General features: G+C 36.7%; 16 protein-coding genes and 1 pseudogene. All 17 read left to right on the top strand.

Annotated elements, in window-relative coordinates:
• Positions 1–29: 29 nt before the first annotated feature.
• The 17 genes and pseudogenes from NKR74_RS16210 to NKR74_RS16130 all read left to right on the top strand — a co-directional run bounded on the left by NKR74_RS16210 (position 30) and on the right by NKR74_RS16130 (position 18391).
• Positions 30–1943: a stage V sporulation protein D gene (locus NKR74_RS16210; RefSeq protein ID WP_253630253.1), complete on the top strand. Its 1914-nt coding sequence runs from the start codon at positions 30–32 to the stop codon at positions 1941–1943.
• A gap of 161 nt (positions 1944–2104) precedes the next feature.
• On the top strand, positions 2105–3580 hold the full coding sequence (locus tag NKR74_RS16205; RefSeq protein WP_098305574.1) for a UDP-N-acetylmuramoyl-L-alanyl-D-glutamate--2,6-diaminopimelate ligase: 1476 nt from the start codon (positions 2105–2107) through the stop codon (positions 3578–3580).
• Between the two features lie 22 nt (positions 3581–3602).
• The gene (mraY, locus tag NKR74_RS16200; protein WP_098305572.1) at positions 3603–4574 is read left to right on the top strand and encodes a phospho-N-acetylmuramoyl-pentapeptide-transferase; all 972 of its coding nucleotides are present in this window, start codon (positions 3603–3605) and stop codon (positions 4572–4574) included.
• A complete protein-coding gene (gene murD / locus NKR74_RS16195) occupies positions 4575–5927 on the top strand; it encodes a UDP-N-acetylmuramoyl-L-alanine--D-glutamate ligase (RefSeq protein WP_253630252.1) in 1353 nt (450 codons plus the stop codon). It begins immediately after the preceding gene.
• 274 nt (positions 5928–6201) lie between these two features.
• On the top strand, positions 6202–7299 hold the full coding sequence (gene spoVE / locus NKR74_RS16190) for a stage V sporulation protein E (protein WP_253630251.1): 1098 nt from the start codon (positions 6202–6204) through the stop codon (positions 7297–7299).
• Between the two features lie 171 nt (positions 7300–7470).
• Positions 7471–8574, top strand: coding sequence for an undecaprenyldiphospho-muramoylpentapeptide beta-N-acetylglucosaminyltransferase (gene murG, locus NKR74_RS16185; protein ID WP_098305566.1), 1104 nt, complete (start codon positions 7471–7473; stop codon positions 8572–8574).
• A gap of 50 nt (positions 8575–8624) precedes the next feature.
• Positions 8625–9530: a UDP-N-acetylmuramate dehydrogenase gene (murB, locus tag NKR74_RS16180; RefSeq protein ID WP_098305564.1), complete on the top strand. Its 906-nt coding sequence runs from the start codon at positions 8625–8627 to the stop codon at positions 9528–9530.
• Positions 9531–9628: 98 nt separating this feature from the next.
• Positions 9629–10375: a cell division protein FtsQ/DivIB gene (locus tag NKR74_RS16175; RefSeq protein ID WP_253630250.1), complete on the top strand. Its 747-nt coding sequence runs from the start codon at positions 9629–9631 to the stop codon at positions 10373–10375.
• A gap of 103 nt (positions 10376–10478) precedes the next feature.
• Positions 10479–10630 (top strand): annotated as a pseudogene (locus NKR74_RS16170) (DUF1290 domain-containing protein); the annotation flags it as partial.
• A gap of 150 nt (positions 10631–10780) precedes the next feature.
• A complete protein-coding gene (gene ftsA, locus NKR74_RS16165; RefSeq protein WP_253630249.1) occupies positions 10781–12097 on the top strand; it encodes a cell division protein FtsA in 1317 nt (438 codons plus the stop codon).
• 39 nt (positions 12098–12136) lie between these two features.
• Complete coding sequence (gene ftsZ, locus NKR74_RS16160; RefSeq protein ID WP_253630248.1) at positions 12137–13285, top strand: cell division protein FtsZ; 1149 nt, start codon at positions 12137–12139, stop codon at positions 13283–13285.
• 395 nt (positions 13286–13680) lie between these two features.
• Positions 13681–14598, top strand: coding sequence for a sigma-E processing peptidase SpoIIGA (gene spoIIGA / locus NKR74_RS16155; RefSeq protein WP_253630247.1), 918 nt, complete (start codon positions 13681–13683; stop codon positions 14596–14598).
• 19 nt (positions 14599–14617) lie between these two features.
• The gene (gene sigE / locus NKR74_RS16150; protein WP_098305552.1) at positions 14618–15337 is read left to right on the top strand and encodes an RNA polymerase sporulation sigma factor SigE; all 720 of its coding nucleotides are present in this window, start codon (positions 14618–14620) and stop codon (positions 15335–15337) included.
• Positions 15338–15527: 190 nt separating this feature from the next.
• Positions 15528–16307, top strand: a complete 780-nt coding sequence (gene sigG / locus NKR74_RS16145; protein ID WP_098305550.1) for an RNA polymerase sporulation sigma factor SigG — start codon at positions 15528–15530, stop codon at positions 16305–16307.
• A gap of 200 nt (positions 16308–16507) precedes the next feature.
• Positions 16508–16786 carry a YlmC/YmxH family sporulation protein gene (locus NKR74_RS16140; protein WP_098305548.1) on the top strand — a complete coding sequence of 93 codons (279 nt, stop codon included), beginning with the start codon at positions 16508–16510 and terminating at the stop codon, positions 16784–16786.
• Positions 16787–16901: 115 nt separating this feature from the next.
• A complete protein-coding gene (gene pgeF, locus NKR74_RS16135) occupies positions 16902–17711 on the top strand; it encodes a peptidoglycan editing factor PgeF (RefSeq protein WP_098305546.1) in 810 nt (269 codons plus the stop codon).
• A 5-nt stretch (positions 17712–17716) separates the two neighbouring features.
• The gene (locus tag NKR74_RS16130) at positions 17717–18391 is read left to right on the top strand and encodes a YggS family pyridoxal phosphate-dependent enzyme (RefSeq protein WP_098305544.1); all 675 of its coding nucleotides are present in this window, start codon (positions 17717–17719) and stop codon (positions 18389–18391) included.
• Positions 18392–18397 lie beyond the last annotated feature (6 nt).

Raw genomic sequence — 18397 nt, 5'->3', positions numbered from 1 at the left:
AGTGAAGCGTAAAGGAGGCTTGTTCCAATATGCGTGTATCGAATGTAACAGTAAGAAAACGGCTTATTTTTGTGCTTATATCTGGTATACTGATTTTTACAATTATCGATATTCGTCTTGGATATGTGCAGTTTTTTCTTGGGAATATGTTAACAGATCGTGCGAAAGATTCATGGAGCCGTAATATTACATTTGAACCTGAGAGAGGGAAAATTGTAGATCGAAATGGTGTAGAGCTCGCAACAAATAAAAGTGCACCAACTGTCTTTGTGGTACCAAGGCAAATTGAAAAACCAGCAGAGACTGCAGAGAAATTAGCTGCAGTTTTAGGTGTGTCGAAAGAAGAAATCTATCAGCGTCTTACGAAAAAAGAGTCCATAGTGAGATTAGACAAAGGCGGGCGGAAAATTTCTCACGACAAGGCAAAAGAAGTTAGGGCTTTAAGTTTAAAAGGTGTATATATCGCTGAAGATTCCATTAGATATTATCCGTTTGGAAAATATCTATCACATGTGCTTGGATTTGCTGGGAGTGATAACCAAGGACTTATGGGGCTGGAGTCATATTATGACAAAGAATTAAATGGTGACAAAGGATATGTTCGTTTTTTTGCTGATGCGAAAGGACAGCGTATGCCGAACATTGGTGATGATTATAAAGAACCTGGAGATGGCTTGGATTTAAGGCTAACAATTGATTCACGTATTCAGACGATCATGGAGAGAGAATTAAATATTGCGGATTCGACGTATCATCCAGATGGAATGATAGCAATTGCTATGAACCCAAATAATGGTGAGATTTTAGGGATGTCTAGCCGACCAAGTTTTGATCCAGCAGATTTCAGAAGTGTTTCACCGGAAGTATTTAACCGAAATCTACCTGTATGGAGTACATATGAACCAGGATCCACATTTAAAATTATTACACTTGCAGCTGCTTTAAATGAAAATTTAGTAGACTTGGAGAAAGATACGTTTTATGATGATGGAGCGGCAGAAGTTGGCGGTGCAAGATTACGTTGCTGGAAAGCAGGGGGACACGGTAGCCAAACATTTTTAGAGGTTGTTCAAAACTCTTGTAACCCAGGGTTTGTAGAGCTTGGAGAACGTCTAGGAAAAGAAAAGCTGTTTCAATATATTCGTGATTTTGGATTTGGTGAAAAAACGGGCATTGATTTACAAGGAGAAGGTAAAGGGATTTTATTTGATTTAAAAAAAGTAGGGCCTGTTGAGCAAGCGACGACAGCATTTGGGCAGGGGGTGTCTGTTACCCCTATTCAACAAGTTGCAGCAGTAGCTGCTGCTGTAAATGGAGGCATGTTATATAAGCCGTACATTGCGAAAGAGTTTATAGATCCAACTACGAATAAAGTGATTAGTAAAACAACGCCTGTTGCGAAGAGACAAGTTATTTCCAAGGAAACATCTGAAAAAGTGCGCTATGCACTTGAAAATGTTGTGGCAAAAGGTTCAGGTAAAGGTGCTTATATTGATGGTTATCCTGTCGGAGGAAAGACTGGTACAGCCCAAAAAGTAAAAGATGGGAAATATTTAGATAACAACTATATCGTGTCATTCATTGGATTTGCACCAGTAGATGATCCGCAAATTGTTGTGTATGTCGCTGTAGACAATCCAAAAGGGGTTACACAATTTGGCGGGGTTGTAGCTGCACCAATCGTTGGGAATATCCTTCGTGATGTTTTGCCGGTTATGGGAGTAGAGCCTAGAAAAGAGCAAATTGAAAAGAAATTAACTTGGGATGAGACGCCTTTAATAGAAGTTCCTAATGTAGTAGGCATGGATCGAAAGGAATTACAAAATCAACTTGTTGATTTACAATTGGATGCTAGCGGCGAAGGAGACAAAGTGGTCGAACAATCTCCAAAGCCCGGCACGAAAGTAAAAGCAGGATCAAAGGTTCGAATATACTTTAATTAAGTATGAAGTGCTTATTTACGATACAATAACATTCAACTAACTAGCAGTGAGACACTTGTTTCTCACTGCCTGTTAATTAATAAATTATGCTCTTATATATGGAGTTCTTTGAAACTATCCATTTATAAGAGATAAATAAAGAGTAGAGAGGGTTTAAAGAAATGAAGTTGCATACACTTGTATCAAGTTTGCATGATTTTCCGGTTGTTCCAAAAGAAAATCCGGAAATTACATCTATTGAAGCGGATTCGCGTAAAGTGACAAATGGAAGTTTATTTGTATGTATAAAAGGTTTCACGGTTGATAGTCATGAATTTGCCAAGCAAGCAGCCGCGCAAGGTGCGGCTGCTATTGTTGCGGAAAGACCTATTGATGTTGACGTTCCAGTTGTACTTGTTAAAGATACAGTACGTTCTTTAGCGGTGTTAGCAGATTATTTTTATGGGCAGCCAACGCAAAAGTTACATTTAATTGGAATTACAGGTACAAATGGAAAGACAACAACATCGCATATAATGAACGAAATTATGCGTGCGCATGGACATAAAACAGGATTAATTGGAACAATTAATATGAAAATAGGTGACGAAACGTTTGAAGTGAAAAACACAACACCAGATGCATTAACATTACAAAAGACGTTCCATAAAATGATTGAACAAAATGTAAATAGTGCTGTTATGGAAGTATCTTCACATGCATTGCACCTTGGAAGAGTACATGGATGTGACTACGATGTAGCAGTGTTTACGAATTTAACGCAAGATCATTTAGATTATCATAAAACAATGGAAGAGTACAAACATGCAAAGGGCTTATTATTTGCACAGCTTGGTAATAGCTATTCTCATAACCGTGTAAAATATGCTGTATTAAATAATGACGATGCCGCAGCAATAGATTATATGAAAAGTACGGCAGCGACGGTAATTACGTATGGTATTGATACGAAAAGTGATGTAATGGCGAAAAATATTGAGATGACAAATGCTGGTACGGCTTTTACACTGGTAACTCCGAATGAAAGCATCGAGATTACGATGAAGTTAATTGGGAAATTTAATGTCTATAATGTACTAGCTGCAACTGCAGCATGTCTCGTTTCTGGTGTAGCTTTACAAACGATTATTGATGTTGTGAAAGAATTAAAAGGTGTACCTGGGCGTTTTGAAGTTGTTGATAGAGGTCAAGATTTTACAGTCATTGTTGACTATGCGCATACACCGGATAGTTTAGAAAACGTATTGATGACAACAAAACAATTTGCAAAAGGAAATGTGTATTGTATCGTTGGTTGTGGTGGGGATCGAGATCGTACGAAACGACCAATTATGGCGAATGTCGCATCTCAGTACGCAACGCACGCAATTTATACATCAGACAACCCGCGCAGCGAACAGCCCAAAGCAATTCTTGATGATATGATAGAAGGTGTAAAAGGGAATAATTATGAAGTGGTTGTTGATCGAAAAGAAGCGATATCTCGTGCTGTTGCTGAGGCAAAAGCTGGAGATATTATTATAATTGCTGGTAAAGGTCATGAAACATATCAAATTATCGGTACAGAAGTACATCATTTTGACGATCGTGAAGTTGCTGGGGAGGCAATTGCACAACGTTTAAGCATGAAAGAATAACAACAAGAGAGGGGGACTAAATATGCTTGAACAAGGATTATTAATTACAGTTGGGGTGGCATTTTTAATTTCTGTTGCGTTGTCACCAATTTTTATTCCATTTTTACGCCGTTTAAAGTTTGGACAGAGCATTCGTGATGAAGGTCCGAAGTCACATCAAAAGAAATCGGGAACACCGACTATGGGCGGAATTGTTATTTTTATTTCAATTATGATTACGTCTATTATTATGATGTTTAAGTTTCAAAAGAGCGCTGAGACATATTTATTGCTTCTAGTTACATTTGGTTATGGTTTAATCGGATTTCTTGATGATTACATTAAAGTTGTTAAAAAAAGAAATCTTGGTTTGACATCAAAACAAAAATTAATAGGGCAGTTTGTTATTGCGGTAGCTTTCTTTATCATTGCAAAGGGCCAAGGATTTGATACACATTTAAGTATTCCAGGAACAGAAATTAAATTTGACTTACACTGGGCATACTTTATTCTTGTTCTCTTTATGTTGATAGGAGCTTCAAACGCAGTTAACTTAACTGATGGGCTAGATGGATTATTAGCAGGAACAGCTGCCATTGCATTTGGTGCGTATAGTATTATTGCTTTTGCTCATGAGCAGTACACAATTGCTATTTTTTGTATGGCAGTTGTTGGAGCTGTATTAGGGTTTTTAGTATTTAATGCTCATCCTGCAAAAGTATTTATGGGAGATACAGGATCTTTAGCACTTGGTGGTGCTTTAGCTGCTGTTTCAATTTTAACGAAAACAGAGTTATTATTAGTTATCATTGGTGGGATGTTTGTTATTGAAACGCTTTCTGTTATTATTCAAGTCGTTTCGTTTAAAACACGAGGAAAGCGTGTATTCAAAATGAGTCCGCTTCATCACCACTATGAATTATGCGGTTGGTCAGAATGGCGCGTAGTTGTAACGTTCTGGTCAGTAGGGCTTTTATTTGCAGTGTTAGGAATTTATATCGGGGTGTGGATGTAATTGAAAACGATAACTGACTATCAAAATAAAAATATTCTTGTATTAGGTATGGCAAAAAGCGGTTATGCTGCAGCTGTTTTATTAAAGAAGCTTGGAGCAAATGTAGTTGTAAATGATAGCAAGCCGCTAGCTGAAAATCCGTTAGCGATAGAGTTGCAAGGTCAAGGCGTGGAAGTTGTATGTGGTGGTCATCCCTTAGAATTATTAGAGAAAAATATTTCTCTTGTTGTGAAAAATCCAGGGATTCCGTATTCTAATCCGTTACTTGTCGCGGCAAAAGAAAAAAATATTCCAATGGTAACAGAAGTAGAATTAGCATATCGCATTTCGAAAGCACCATTTATTGGGATTACAGGGTCTAATGGAAAAACAACGACAACAACATTAACATTTGAAATGTTAAAAGAAGGAGAAAAACATCCTGTTATTGCTGGAAATATCGGTACGGTAGCATGTGAAGTTGCACAAGATGTAACTGAACAAGAAGTGGTTGTAACAGAACTTTCTTCATTTCAATTAATGGGTATTGAAACGTTTCAACCGAAGATTGCAGTGCTTTTAAACTTATTTGAAGCACACTTAGATTATCACGGTACGAAGAAAGAGTACGGTTTAGCAAAAGCGAATATCTTTAGAAATCAAACTAAAAATGACTATAGCATCATTAATGCTGACGATGAAGATGTAATGATGTTGTCTGAGCAAAGTAAAGGACAAAAAGTGTACTTTTCTACGACGAAAATTATTGAAGACGGCGCTTGTGTAAAAGATGATGCTCTTTACTTTAAAGGTGAAAAAGTTATTGATATTCACGATATTGTATTACCGGGTAAACATAATTTAGAAAATATACTAGCTGCTATGAGTATTGCAAAGCTTATGGGCGTTGCTAATGAAGCGATTATAGCAGTCTTAAAACGTTTTACAGGTGTAAAGCATCGTTTAGAGTATGTAACGACGATTGGAAACCGTAAGTTTTATAATGATTCAAAAGCAACAAATATGCTGGCGACAGAAAAAGCATTGTCTGCATTTACGCAACCAGTAATTTTATTAGCGGGTGGGCTAGATCGTGGTAATGAATTTGATGATTTAATCCCATACTTTGGGCATGTGAAGGCACTGCTTACATTTGGACAAACTGCACCTAAGCTTGTGAAAGCTGCAGAAAAGGCTGGAATGAAAGTTATTAAATGTGTCGATAATGTGGAACAAGCGGTACAAGAAGCATATGCTCTTTCAGAAGAGGGAGACGTGATTCTTTTATCTCCTGCATGTGCAAGCTGGGACCAATTTAAAACATTTGAAGAAAGAGGAGACATGTTTATACAAGCTGTGCATAAGCTAGTATAAAGTGAAAGAATCATCAGTGGATTGTTCCTACTGATGATTCTTTTATAGGTAGATAAAATGAAACTCCTATTGGCGGGATTTTTCTTCGTATTCCACTGATGAAAGGCTTTCACCAATGGGGTTCTTACAGGGAGTTATCTCACACCTATCTTCTTTGATTTCTTGCAATCTTGAGGTGGGAGTCATACTGCCTGCAAGTAGCCAGAGATAAATGATGCTTCGTTTGTGAAAAAGTAGGGCTAACGAAAAGCTGCTTTCAAAGAGGTGATGCTCATTGCCAACAAAGAAGACTCCTGATTTTATTCTTATTATTGTGACATTGTTACTTTTGACGATAGGAATGGTGATGGTATACAGTGCTAGCGCTGTATGGGCTTCGTATAAAATGGGAGATTCATTCTTTTTTGCAAAACGTCAATTGTTATTTGCTGGTCTTGGTGTCGTTGCTATGTTTTTTATCATGAAGATTGATTATTGGGTGTGGCGTACATACTCCAAGGTGATTTTACTTATCTGTTTCGTTCTTCTTATTCTAGTTTTAATTCCTGGAATTGGACTGGTGCGAGGCGGAGCTCGAAGTTGGATTGGTGTAGGTGCATTCTCTATTCAGCCTTCTGAGTTTATGAAGTTTGCGATGATTATTTTTTTAGCGAAATTTTTATCGGAAAAACAAAAAATGATTACGTCTTTCAAACGAGGATTACTTCCTGCGCTTAGTTTCGTGTTTGTTGCATTTGGTATGATTATGTTACAACCCGATTTGGGGACAGGAACGGTAATGGTTGGAACCTGTGTTGTTATGATTTTTGTTTCGGGAGCACGTATTTTTCATTTTGCAATGTTAGGGTTGATAGGAGTTGCAGGATTTGTTGGACTTATTGCATCAGCACCGTATCGAATAAAGCGTATTACATCATATTTAGATCCATGGTCAGATCCGCTAGGAAGTGGATTTCAGATTATTCAATCGTTACTTGCAATCGGACCGGGGGGGTTATTTGGGCTCGGTCTTGGACAAAGTAGACAAAAATTTTTTTACTTACCAGAGCCGCAAACAGACTTTATTTTTGCGATACTATCCGAAGAATTAGGTTTTATTGGTGGTTCGTTTGTGTTATTATTATTTAGTCTGTTGTTATGGCGTGGGATTCGTGTAGCGTTAGGAGCGCCAGACCTATACGGTACTTTTTTAGCAGTCGGGATTGTGGCGATGATTGCGATTCAAGTGATGATTAACATCGGTGTTGTAACTGGATTAATGCCGGTTACAGGAATTACCTTGCCATTTTTAAGCTATGGTGGGTCTAGCTTGACCCTTATGTTGATGGCGATTGGAGTGTTACTAAATATAAGTCGTCATTCTCGCTACTAAACCCTGTTTTTATGACAGGGTTTTTCGTATGTGAAAACGGAAATAAAGCGATTGATATACGAATGGCATACATAAAATGAAACTTCTATCAGTAAGGTTTAGTTGAATTAATTAGACTTTTATTGCCCGTGAGCAGCGGGATAATAGAAAAAAGAAGCGGAGGAACAAGCAGTGCGAGTATTAGTCAGCGGTGGTGGAACAGGCGGGCATATTTATCCAGCTCTTGCGTTAATTCGAGAAATCAAAAAAATACATCCTGAAGCAAGATTTTTATACATTGGTACGGAAAATGGTTTGGAAAGTAAAATTGTTCGAAAAGCCGGCATTCCATTTCAATCCATTGTTATTAGCGGGTTTAAACGGAAATTATCAATTGATAATGTGAAAACGGTGATGCGTTTTGTAAAAGGTGTACAAGATAGTAAACGTTATATTCACCGTTTTAATCCGGATGTTGTAATTGGAACAGGTGGTTATGTATGTGGTCCAGTTGTATATGCAGCTGCCAAACTTGGTATTCCAGCAATTGTACATGAACAAAATAGTGTACCTGGTGTAACAAATAAATTTTTGAGTCGCTACGTGAATAAAGTAGCGGTTTGTTTTGATGCGGCAACAGAACATTTCCCGCAAAATAAAGTTGTGATGACAGGAAATCCTCGTGCTTCGGAAGTAATGAACCAAAATGGTATGAAAGGCAAGCGTTCTGTGGGATTATCTCTTTCAAAAAAATCAGTATTAATTTTTGGAGGAAGCCGAGGCGCTAGACCGATTAACGATGCGTTTTTAGAAGCAATTGAACAATTTGGTAATAAAAATTATGAAGTATTGTACGTTACAGGTGAAGTACATTATGATAAAGTAATGGAAGCTGTGAAACAAAAAGGGAATCCGCAAAATGTTATTATTAAGCCGTTTATTGATAATATGCCAGAAGTACTTACTGGGGTAGACCTTGTTGTTTCGCGTGCAGGTGCTACAACGTTAGCTGAGTTGACAGCTTTAGGGAAACCCAGTGTCTTAATTCCGAGTCCGTATGTAACAAACAATCACCAAGAGAAAAATGCTCTTTCTGTTGTTGATAAAGGAGCAGCAAAAATGCTTCTTGAAAAAGATTTAACAGGTGAAACGCTTATTGGTGATATTGATGAAATTTTACTAGATGTACAAAAATTACAAAATATGAAACTAGCTGCAAAGCAGTTAGGAATGCCAAATGCAGCAAACAAGTTGTTTGAAGTTATGAAAAAACTTGTAGAAAATAACGTTAGGTGAATGCCCTGCATACTACTGTAGTACGGAGACTTAATATGGGGGAGAGCATCATGAAACAATTAGCAAAGGAACTTATGGAAGCACAGGTAGGAAAAGTACTAGAAAACGAACCATTAGCTCGCTATACAACTATGAAAATAGGTGGTCCAGCGGATATTTTAGTGGTTCCAAGTAGTGTTGAAGGTGTGGAAAAATCGTTAAAGCTTGTGAAAAAGCATGGGACAAAATGGACTGCAATTGGTCGCGGTTCGAACCTTCTTGTATCGGATAAAGGTATTGAAGGAGTTGTGATTCGATTAGGAGAAGGACTAGATCATTTAGAAGTAGATGGTGTTACTGTACGAGTAGGTGGAGGGTATTCTCTCGTTAAACTGTCAACTTTATTGAGCCGCCAAGGATTAGCAGGATTAGAGTTTGCTAGTGGTATTCCTGGAAGCGTAGGCGGAGCTGTTTATATGAATGCAGGTGCTCATAAATCGGATATGTCTGAAATTTTGACGAGAGCTCGTGTTATGTTTGAAGATGGAACGATTGAATGGCTAACGAAAGAAGAGCTAGAATTTTCTTATCGCACATCTGTTTTACAAAAGAAGCGTCCTGGCATTGTATTAGAAGCAGAGTTACAATTAAAAGCAGGTAATCGTGAAGACATTATTGCGATTATGCAAAAGAATAAAGATTATCGCCGTGATACACAACCTTGGAATCACCCATGTGCAGGAAGTATTTTTAGGAATCCACTACCAAATTATGCTGGTAATTTAGTTGAAAAGGCTGGACTACGTGGTTATCAAATTGGCGGTGCAAAAATTTCGGAAATGCATGGGAACTTTATTGTTAATACAGGAACAGCTTCTGCGCAAGATGTTCTTGATTTAATTGCTTTTGTGAAGAAAACGATTAAAGAACAATTTGATGTTAATATGCATACAGAAGTAGAGATAATTGGAAGATAATAGTTGTTTGTCCCACCCATTGTCATTTATGATATAATAGAAAGAGAAGAACGGCATGCATAACATGCCGTTCTTTATGTTACATAGGGGGATCGTACATGAAGAATAGTAAAGTTATTAAACTACAAGATCGTGTACCAAAATTAAAAAATCAAAAGAAGAAGAAACAGGTAAACAAACGATTAATTTTATATGTATCGATTTTATTTTTACTGGTGCTTTTTTTAATTTATTTTCGATCTCCGCTTAGCAATATAAAGAAAATTACGGTTCACGGCAATCACTATATGACAGATGAACAAATAATGGAGCAAGCAGGCATTACACATAAAACAAGCTATTTTCGTGTAGCGACACAGCAAGCAGAAACAAATTTAAAGAAGCAAAAAGAGATTAAAGAGGCTCATGTAAAGAAAAAATTTCCAAATCAAATTGTTATCGATGTTGAGGAATATGTGACAATTGGCTACATTAATAAAGAAGGAAAACTGTATCCGCTTTTAGAAAATGGAAAGTCACTAGATGCTCTCCCGAATGGAAAATTGCCAATTGCTGCCCCGATTTTCGTTCCATTTGAAGAAAAGAAAATGAAAGAATTGATTGCTGAATTAGAAAAATTAACACCAACTGTTCTTCGGTCTATTTCTGAAATTCATTACAAGCCAACAGATTTGTACGCAGATCATCTTACATTATATATGAATGAGGGATATGAAGTAAGTACAGTAATTCAAGATTTTGCAAAACGAATGGAAGCTTATCCTCTTATTATTAAAAACCTATCACCAGATAAAAAGGCAATTATTCATTTAGAAGTAGGGGCATATACGGAATATGTGAATTAATCAATAAGGGATTAATAAAGCAGATATTTTAACTGTAAAATTGTTTTTTCAAAGAGATATAGGAATTTACTCTTAGAAAATATGTGATTAAGTCATATTTTTCTCTGTTTTCTTTTTTAATATAATCTTAGCCGCAAGTTTAGCTTTTCTAGGAGTACATCTTGGTGTAGACTTATACTTGGCAGCAATCTTTGTAGTCGGATAAGGTTGTTTCAAAATATAGCAGTGATTTGCATCTTACTGTTGGAAAAATGAAAGAATGCCAAATAAAAATAAGAAAAATATAGTGTTAAAAAAGGGAAACACATAAATACGTTGAATATTTTTCTTATAACATAGTAAAACAACGATTGTTGTTCCATATATTGAATTTTGTGGTATAAATAAAGAAGGAGGTGCCAAAGAATGAACAGCAATGAAATATACGTTAGTCTTGACATCGGTACATCCAATGTTAAAGTTATTATTGGCGAGATGGTCAATGACGCTTTAAACATTATTGGTGTTGGAAATGTAAAGTCAAATGGTTTAAAAAAAGGCTCCATTGTTGACATAGATGAGACTGTGCAATCGATTAAAAAGGCGATTGAACAAGCTGAACGCATGGTGGGGATACACATTGAACGCGTTGTTGTGGGTGTAAACGCAAATCAAGTACAGCTTCTTCCTTGTCATGGAGTAGTCGCTGTTTCAAATGAAGATCGTGAAATCGGAAACGAAGATGTGCTTCGTGTACTTGATGCGGCGCAAGTTGTGTCAATTGCACCGGAGCGTGAATTTATTGATGTGGTACCTCGACAGTTTATCGTAGACGGTCTCGATGAAATTAATGATCCGCGCGGAATGATTGGTGTACGTTTAGAAATGGAAGGCACATTAATTACAGGCTCGAGAACATTGTTACATAATTTACTTCGATGTGTAGAAAAAGCGGGTCTTGAAATAATTGATATTTGCCTTCAACCATTAGCAGCATCAACAGTTGCTTTGTCAAGTGATGAGAAAAATCGAGGTGTTGCTCTCGTTGACATCGGTGGAGGTTCAACAACGTTATCAATTTTCCAAGATGGAGAATTACAAACAGCAAGCATATTACCGATTGGCGGAGATCATATTACAAAAGATATAGCCATTGGATTGAAAACATCAACGGAAAATGCCGACCAAATTAAACTAAAATATGGACATGCTTTTTATGATACAGCATCTGAGGAAGAGTTATTTACTGTTTCAATTATGGGCAGTGATCAAACAGAGCAATATTCTCAAGTAGAGTTAGCAGATATCATTGAAGCTCGTGTAGAGGAAATTCTTATGTTTGTACAAGATGAGGTGCAAAAACTTGGTTTGAAACAGTTACCGGCTGGTTATGTACTTACTGGTGGAGTTGTTTCTATGTCAGGTATTCTTGATCTTGCCTACGATATTCTACATGAAAATGTTCGTATTGCAACGCCAGATTATATAGGTGTACGTGAACCGCAATATACGATTGGTGTTGGACTTATTAAAAATGCCTATCAAAAAGCTAAGTTACGAGGAAAAAGTGTTCAGGAGAAGCAAGAAAGTTATGAATTACAACATGCACCAGTACCTGCTGCAGTGCAACAACCTGTAAAACAAAAGCCGCGTAATAACAATAACAATAACAATAACAATAACAATAATAATGAACGAATGATGTCAAAAGTGAAGCGTGTATTCCGATATTTATGGGAATAGATTTGAGCGCGAAAAATGAGGTTCTAGGGGGATTTCGACATGTTAGAGTTTGATACTACTCAAGATCAAATGGCAAATATAAAAGTTATCGGTGTTGGCGGTGGCGGAAACAATGCTGTCAATCGTATGATTGAGCATGGTGTACAAGGTGTAGACTTTATTGCAGTAAACACAGATGCACAAGCTTTAAATTTATCAAAAGCTGAAACAAGAATGCAAATCGGTGGCAAATTAACGCGCGGGCTTGGTGCTGGTGCAAACCCTGAGGTAGGGAAAAAAGCCGCTGAAGAAAGTAAAGAACAAATCCAAGAAGCACTTCGCGGAGCGGATATGGTTTTCGTAACAGCTGGTATGGGCGGAGGAACTGGGACTGGTGCAGCTCCAGTTATCGCACAAGTTGCAAAGGAGTTAGGAGCACTAACAGTTGGTGTTGTAACACGTCCATTTACATTTGAAGGCCGTAAGCGTGCAACGCAAGCTGCATCTGGTATCGCAGCGTTTAAAGAAAATGTAGATACATTAATCGTAATACCAAATGATCGTTTGTTAGAAATCGTTGATAAAAATACACCGATGCTTGAAGCATTCCGTGAAGCGGATAACGTATTGCGTCAAGGTGTTCAAGGTATTTCTGATTTAATTGCTACACCAGGTCTCATTAACTTAGACTTTGCAGATGTAAAAACAATTATGTCTAACAAAGGTTCTGCATTAATGGGTATTGGTGTGGGAACTGGTGAAAGCCGCGCTGCGGAAGCTGCAAAACGTGCAATTTCTAGTCCATTGCTAGAAACATCTATTGATGGTGCACAAGGTGTTATTATGAACATTACAGGTGGCACAAACTTAAGTTTATATGAAGTACAAGAAGCAGCAGATATTGTAGCTTCAGCTTCAGACCAAGAAGTAAATATGATCTTTGGTTCTGTAATTAATGAGAGCTTAAAAGATGAAATTGTTGTAACTGTAATTGCAACAGGTTTTGATGATAGCATTTCAATGCAACCACCAAAGCCAATTATTCGTCCTACAGCGACTACAAAAAATGTGCAACAGCCAGTACAACCAGTCAAACAACGTGAAATAAAGCGTGAAGTGAAACGCGAAGAGCCGGTTGTAAATGAGCGTAGTGCAGACGTAGACGACATTGACATTCCAGCATTTTTACGTAACCGTCGCAGACGATAATTGAATTGAAATTTTACCGCGACTAATAGTCAGTTAAATATCTTGATTTTAAATAAAAAAAGAAGGCCTTTTTAGGCCTTCTTTTTTTATTTCTATATGTTCTCTCTATCCCGCATTAACGGGCAGTAAGCCCCCATTTCAAGATGCAGAGAATGGCGGATAGGTAGGGGAAGCTGCTCGTAAAAGCCCGATTGGTTCAACTAACCATCAGTGAGAACCCCACTGATGGAAGGTTCACCTTATCCTAGCTAGAAGGACTATTTGGTAGTTTTTAAACATGACAAATTATGCCTGAAAGCTTCAAAATAACAAAAAATCCCTTCCGTGAATTGACACACTTTTCCATAGGATATGCATTATACTAGTCTAAACTTTATAAAAAAGAGGTGAACCGTTTGGTCGTTTACGCCGATATTATTTGGTTATTAAACGTCTGCATTGATTTCCTTTTACTTTTATTAACAGCAATTGTTTTAAAGCGAAAAGTAAAAAGATGGAGACTTGCACTTGGCGCATGTATCGGTTCAACAATTGTTATTTTTGTATTCACACCGTTAGCATCTGTGATGACGCATCCTGTAATGAAATTATTATATTCATTCCTCATTGTGTATACTGCATTTGGTTTTATTCGTTTTCGGACATTTCTACAGACCGTTTTAACGTTTTATTTTGTGACATTTATGGTGGGAGGCGGCCTTGTTGGAACACATTTTTTTCTTCAAACAAATGACATGGTGAATGGACTTATTTCTACAAAATCCATTTCATATGGTGATCCTGTAAGTTGGGTGTTTGTTATGATTGGCTTTCCGATTATGTACTATTTTTCTAAAAAGAGAATTGCAGATGTGGAAGTGACAAAAATCCATTATGAGCAAATTGTGAAAGTAGATATCAAAATTGATATAAATGATATTCAACTAGATGGATTGATTGATAGTGGAAATCAATTGTATGACCCGCTTACAAAAACACCAGTTATGATTATACATGTTTCTTCTTTAGAACATGTGCTTCCAAAGTGGTTAATAGAACAAGTTCAAATGAAAACAACAATTCCATATATACCAGATGAAGAATCACAGTGGGCAACACGTTTGAGGTTAATTCCTTATCGTGCTGTAGGTGTTAATCAACAATTTTTGTGGGCAATTAAACCTGACATTGTACGAGTTTATCATGAAGGTACTACTGTTACCGTAAATAAAGTATTAATTGGTTTAAATACACAGCAACTATCAGCAAATGGTGAGTATCAATGTATTTTACATCCAAAAATGTTATTGTCTCAAAAAGTGACAATTGCTTAATGAAAAAAGGAGGGATTTTATGTTGAAATTAAAATTTCGTTTAACTTATCTTTGGTATAAATTATTACTAAAACTTGGAATTAAGACCGATGAAATTTATTATATCGGTGGAAGTGAAGCGTTACCACCCCCATTAACGAAAGAAGAAGAAGAAATATTGCTGCAAAAACTGCCAAAGGGAGATGAAACAGCGCGATCGCTTTTAATTGAACGCAATTTACGTCTTGTTGTATACATTGCTAGGAAATTTGAAAATACAGGAATTAATATTGAAGACCTGATTAGTATTGGAACCATTGGTTTAATTAAAGCGGTTAATACATTTAATCCGGAAAAGAAAATTAAACTTGCAACATATGCTTCAAGGTGTATTGAAAATGAAATTTTGATGCATTTACGACGAAATAATAAAAATCGTTCAGAAGTATCATTTGATGAGCCTCTTAATATTGATTGGGATGGAAATGAACTATTGCTATCAGACGTCCTTGGAACGGATGAAGATATTATTACAAAAGATTTGGAAGCAACTGTTGACCGCCATTTACTTATGAAAGCATTACATCAATTAAATGATCGAGAGAAGCAAATTATGGAACTTCGTTTTGGATTAGATGGCGGAGAAGAAAAAACGCAAAAGGATGTTGCGGATATGCTTGGTATCTCACAGTCTTATATTTCGCGTTTAGAAAAACGGATTATTAAAAGGCTTCGTAAAGAGTTTAACAAAATGGTATGAGGTTAAGCATTCTCTAACGAATATTTTTTACTTGGGGTGCTTGGTCGATTGCTTTTTTATAAGTAATTTAATTTTCATTTTAGAAAAAAGCGTTTCATTTAGTAATGCGGGATAAATGAATATATGCATAAAATTCCCTCCAAAGGAGATACTTTACACTGTACAGCAACTCCCGATAGGAGGGAACACTTTGACGAGAAACAAAGTAGAAATTTGCGGTGTTGATACATCTAAACTTCCAGTATTAAAAAATGAAGAAATGCGACAGCTATTTCGAGAAATGCAAAGCGGTGATATAAGCGCAAGGGAGAAACTAGTAAACGGAAACTTACGTCTTGTACTGAGCGTCATCCAAAGATTTAACAACAGAGGGGAGTTTGTTGATGATTTATTTCAAGTTGGCTGCATTGGACTTATGAAATCCATTGATAACTTTGACTTAAGCCAAAATGTTAAATTTTCAACATATGCTGTACCCATGATTATTGGAGAAATCCGAAGATATTTGCGTGATAATAACCCAATACGCGTCTCGCGTTCATTGCGTGATATTGCGTATAAAGCATTGCAAGTACGAGAAAAGCTTATTGCTGAAAATTCGAAAGAGCCAACAGCGATGGATATAGCAAAAGTACTTGATGTGACGCACGAAGAAATTGTGTTTGCGCTTGATGCGATTCAAGATCCAGTTTCATTATTTGAGCCAATATACAATGATGGTGGAGATCCAATTTTTGTGATGGATCAGCTAAGTGATGATAAACAAAGGGACGAGCAATGGGTCGAAGAATTAGCATTAAAAGAGGGAATGAAGCGATTAAATGAACGAGAAAAGATGATTATTCGCAAGCGTTTCTTTCAAGGAAAAACACAAATGGAAGTAGCGGAGGAAATTGGGATTTCTCAAGCGCAAGTGTCACGTCTTGAAAAATCAGCAATTAAACAAATGAATAAAACAATTCAAGGCTAAGGTCTCATCATTTATGATGAGACCTTTTAAAGTTTTGAAGAGAGATTCTGCTCATAGGAAGAATGGTGGGTTCATATAATGGCTATAAAGAAAAGATTTTGTACGTGAAGGGTGTATCCCTTACTGCTGGAAGTTTCACTTTATGCATTGAGGTGGAATTATGATTGTCAGTTAAGTATGAAACAAAGGAGAGGATGGCAATGATACGTATTTCAGAATTTCAAATGAAGGATGTTGTCGATGTGTCAGACGGAAAGAAACTTGGAAATATTGGAGATATTGATATTGATATGAAGACGGGGAAAATTCAAGCAGTTATTATTACAAAACAAGGGAAAATGCTAGGTTTATTTGGAAAAGAAGAAGAATTTGTAATTCCTTGGAAACAAATTGTGAAAATAGGAGAAGATGTTATCTTAGTTCGAGCGGATCATATTAATAAAATAACAGAAACAATACAAACACCGACAATTTCTTAAAGAATATTACAAATTCCTTTTTTTTTTATGTTGTCATTATGGAAAAATAAAAGTATGGTAAAATAGACAAGAAGTACCATACTTTTTATGTTATTTTATTATAAGGAGCCTTTTTATGAGAGAACCATTTACATATAAGGACGGTATGTTACATTTACATGTTTGGGAAAAACTTGGACCCATCATAGCTGGATTTACTACAAAAGAAGGTGGAGTGAGCACCGGACCGTTTCATACAATGAATCTAGGGCTACACGTCCATGACAAAGTGGAAGATGTTCATGAAAATCGGCGTCTTTTAGCAGAAAAGTTACATGTTTCATTAGAAAAGTGGATTTGTTCTGAACAGGTTCATGACTATCATGTTGCAAAAGTAGGAAAGCAAGAGAAGGGAAAAGGAGTCTTTTCCTATAAAGATGGTATCCCGAATACAGATGGCATATATACGACAGATACGGACGTGTTATTAACATCTTGTTATGCGGATTGTGTTCCATTATATTTTTATTCGCCATCTTATAAAATGCTTGGACTTGCACATGCCGGCTGGAAAGGAACCGTAAAAGGAATTGCAAGTGAAATGATTAGAAAGTGGAAAGACGAAGGGATACCGCTTGATGATATACATGTTGCCATTGGTCCGTCTATTGGTGCGTGTTGTTACGTGGTGGATGAACGTGTGTTATCTGCGGCTAAACAAGTGATTCATAGTTCTGTTCCATATGAAATGATTTCTGATGGACAGTATGCAATTGATTTAAAAGAAATAAATCGTTTGCTCTGTTTGCAAGCTGGGATTAAGGAAGAGCATATCGCCATGTCCTCTCTTTGTACAAGCTGTGAAACGCAATTATTTTTCTCACATCGCCGCGATCATGGAAAGACGGGAAGAATGCTTAGCTTTATCGGTTTTAAGGAGGAGTGAAAGCAGTGACAGTACAAGGAAATTTAACATATGTTCAACAAGAAGTTGAACAAGCATGCCAACGAGTGAATAGATCTTTAGATGAAATTACACTTGTGGCTGTTACTAAAACGGTAGGTATTGAAAAAACAAATGAAGTAGTACAAGCTGGGCTTGTGCACCTTGGTGAAAATCGTAATGAAGGCTTTTTACAGAAATATGAGTATTTCGGAAACAAAGCGACGTGGCATTTTATCGGTTCATTGCAATCTAGAAAAGTAAAAGAGATTATAAATGAGATTGATTATTTACATTCACTTGATCGTCTTTCACTTGCAAAAGAAATTCAAAAACGAGCAACTAAATTAATTCGCTGCTTTGTACAAGTGAAAACTTCAGAGGAAGAGTCCAAACAAGGGATAGCTATAGATGAAACGATTCAGTTTATTCGCGATTTACAGCAATTTGATAAAATTGAAGTTGTTGGACTTATGACAATGGCACCTTACACGGATGATGAAATGCAAATTCGTAGTTATTTTCAAATGTTGCGTAAACTGCAAAAGCAAGTACAAGATTTAAACTTATCACATGCTCCGTGTACGGAGTTATCGATGGGAATGTCAAATGATTATACAATTGCAATTGAAGAAGGCGCTACATTTATTCGTTTGGGGACGATTTTAGTAGGAAAAGAATAGAGGGAA

Source organism: Bacillus sp. 3103sda1 (assembly GCF_024159135.1).
GTDB lineage: Bacteria > Bacillota > Bacilli > Bacillales > Bacillaceae_G > Bacillus_A > Bacillus_A rhizoplanae.
The sequence above is the reverse complement of the archived record's forward strand: the minus strand, read 5'-3'. Positions and strand labels throughout refer to the sequence as shown.

What these genes read in the sequence shown, in the direction of transcription:
- sigE (WP_098305552.1), top strand. Translation starts at nt 14,618, where the DNA reads ATGTTGAAATTAAAATTTCGTTTAACTTATCTTTGGTATAAATTATTA.
- NKR74_RS16140 (WP_098305548.1), top strand. Translation starts at nt 16,508, where the DNA reads ATGATACGTATTTCAGAATTTCAAATGAAGGATGTTGTCGATGTGTCA.
- murB (WP_098305564.1), top strand. Translation starts at nt 8,625, where the DNA reads ATGAAACAATTAGCAAAGGAACTTATGGAAGCACAGGTAGGAAAAGTA.
- ftsA (WP_253630249.1), top strand. Translation starts at nt 10,781, where the DNA reads ATGAACAGCAATGAAATATACGTTAGTCTTGACATCGGTACATCCAAT.
- NKR74_RS16205 (WP_098305574.1), top strand. Translation starts at nt 2,105, where the DNA reads ATGAAGTTGCATACACTTGTATCAAGTTTGCATGATTTTCCGGTTGTT.
- pgeF (WP_098305546.1), top strand. Translation starts at nt 16,902, where the DNA reads ATGAGAGAACCATTTACATATAAGGACGGTATGTTACATTTACATGTT.
- mraY (WP_098305572.1), top strand. Translation starts at nt 3,603, where the DNA reads ATGCTTGAACAAGGATTATTAATTACAGTTGGGGTGGCATTTTTAATT.
- ftsZ (WP_253630248.1), top strand. Translation starts at nt 12,137, where the DNA reads ATGTTAGAGTTTGATACTACTCAAGATCAAATGGCAAATATAAAAGTT.
- NKR74_RS16210 (WP_253630253.1), top strand. Translation starts at nt 30, where the DNA reads ATGCGTGTATCGAATGTAACAGTAAGAAAACGGCTTATTTTTGTGCTT.
- NKR74_RS16175 (WP_253630250.1), top strand. Translation starts at nt 9,629, where the DNA reads ATGAAGAATAGTAAAGTTATTAAACTACAAGATCGTGTACCAAAATTA.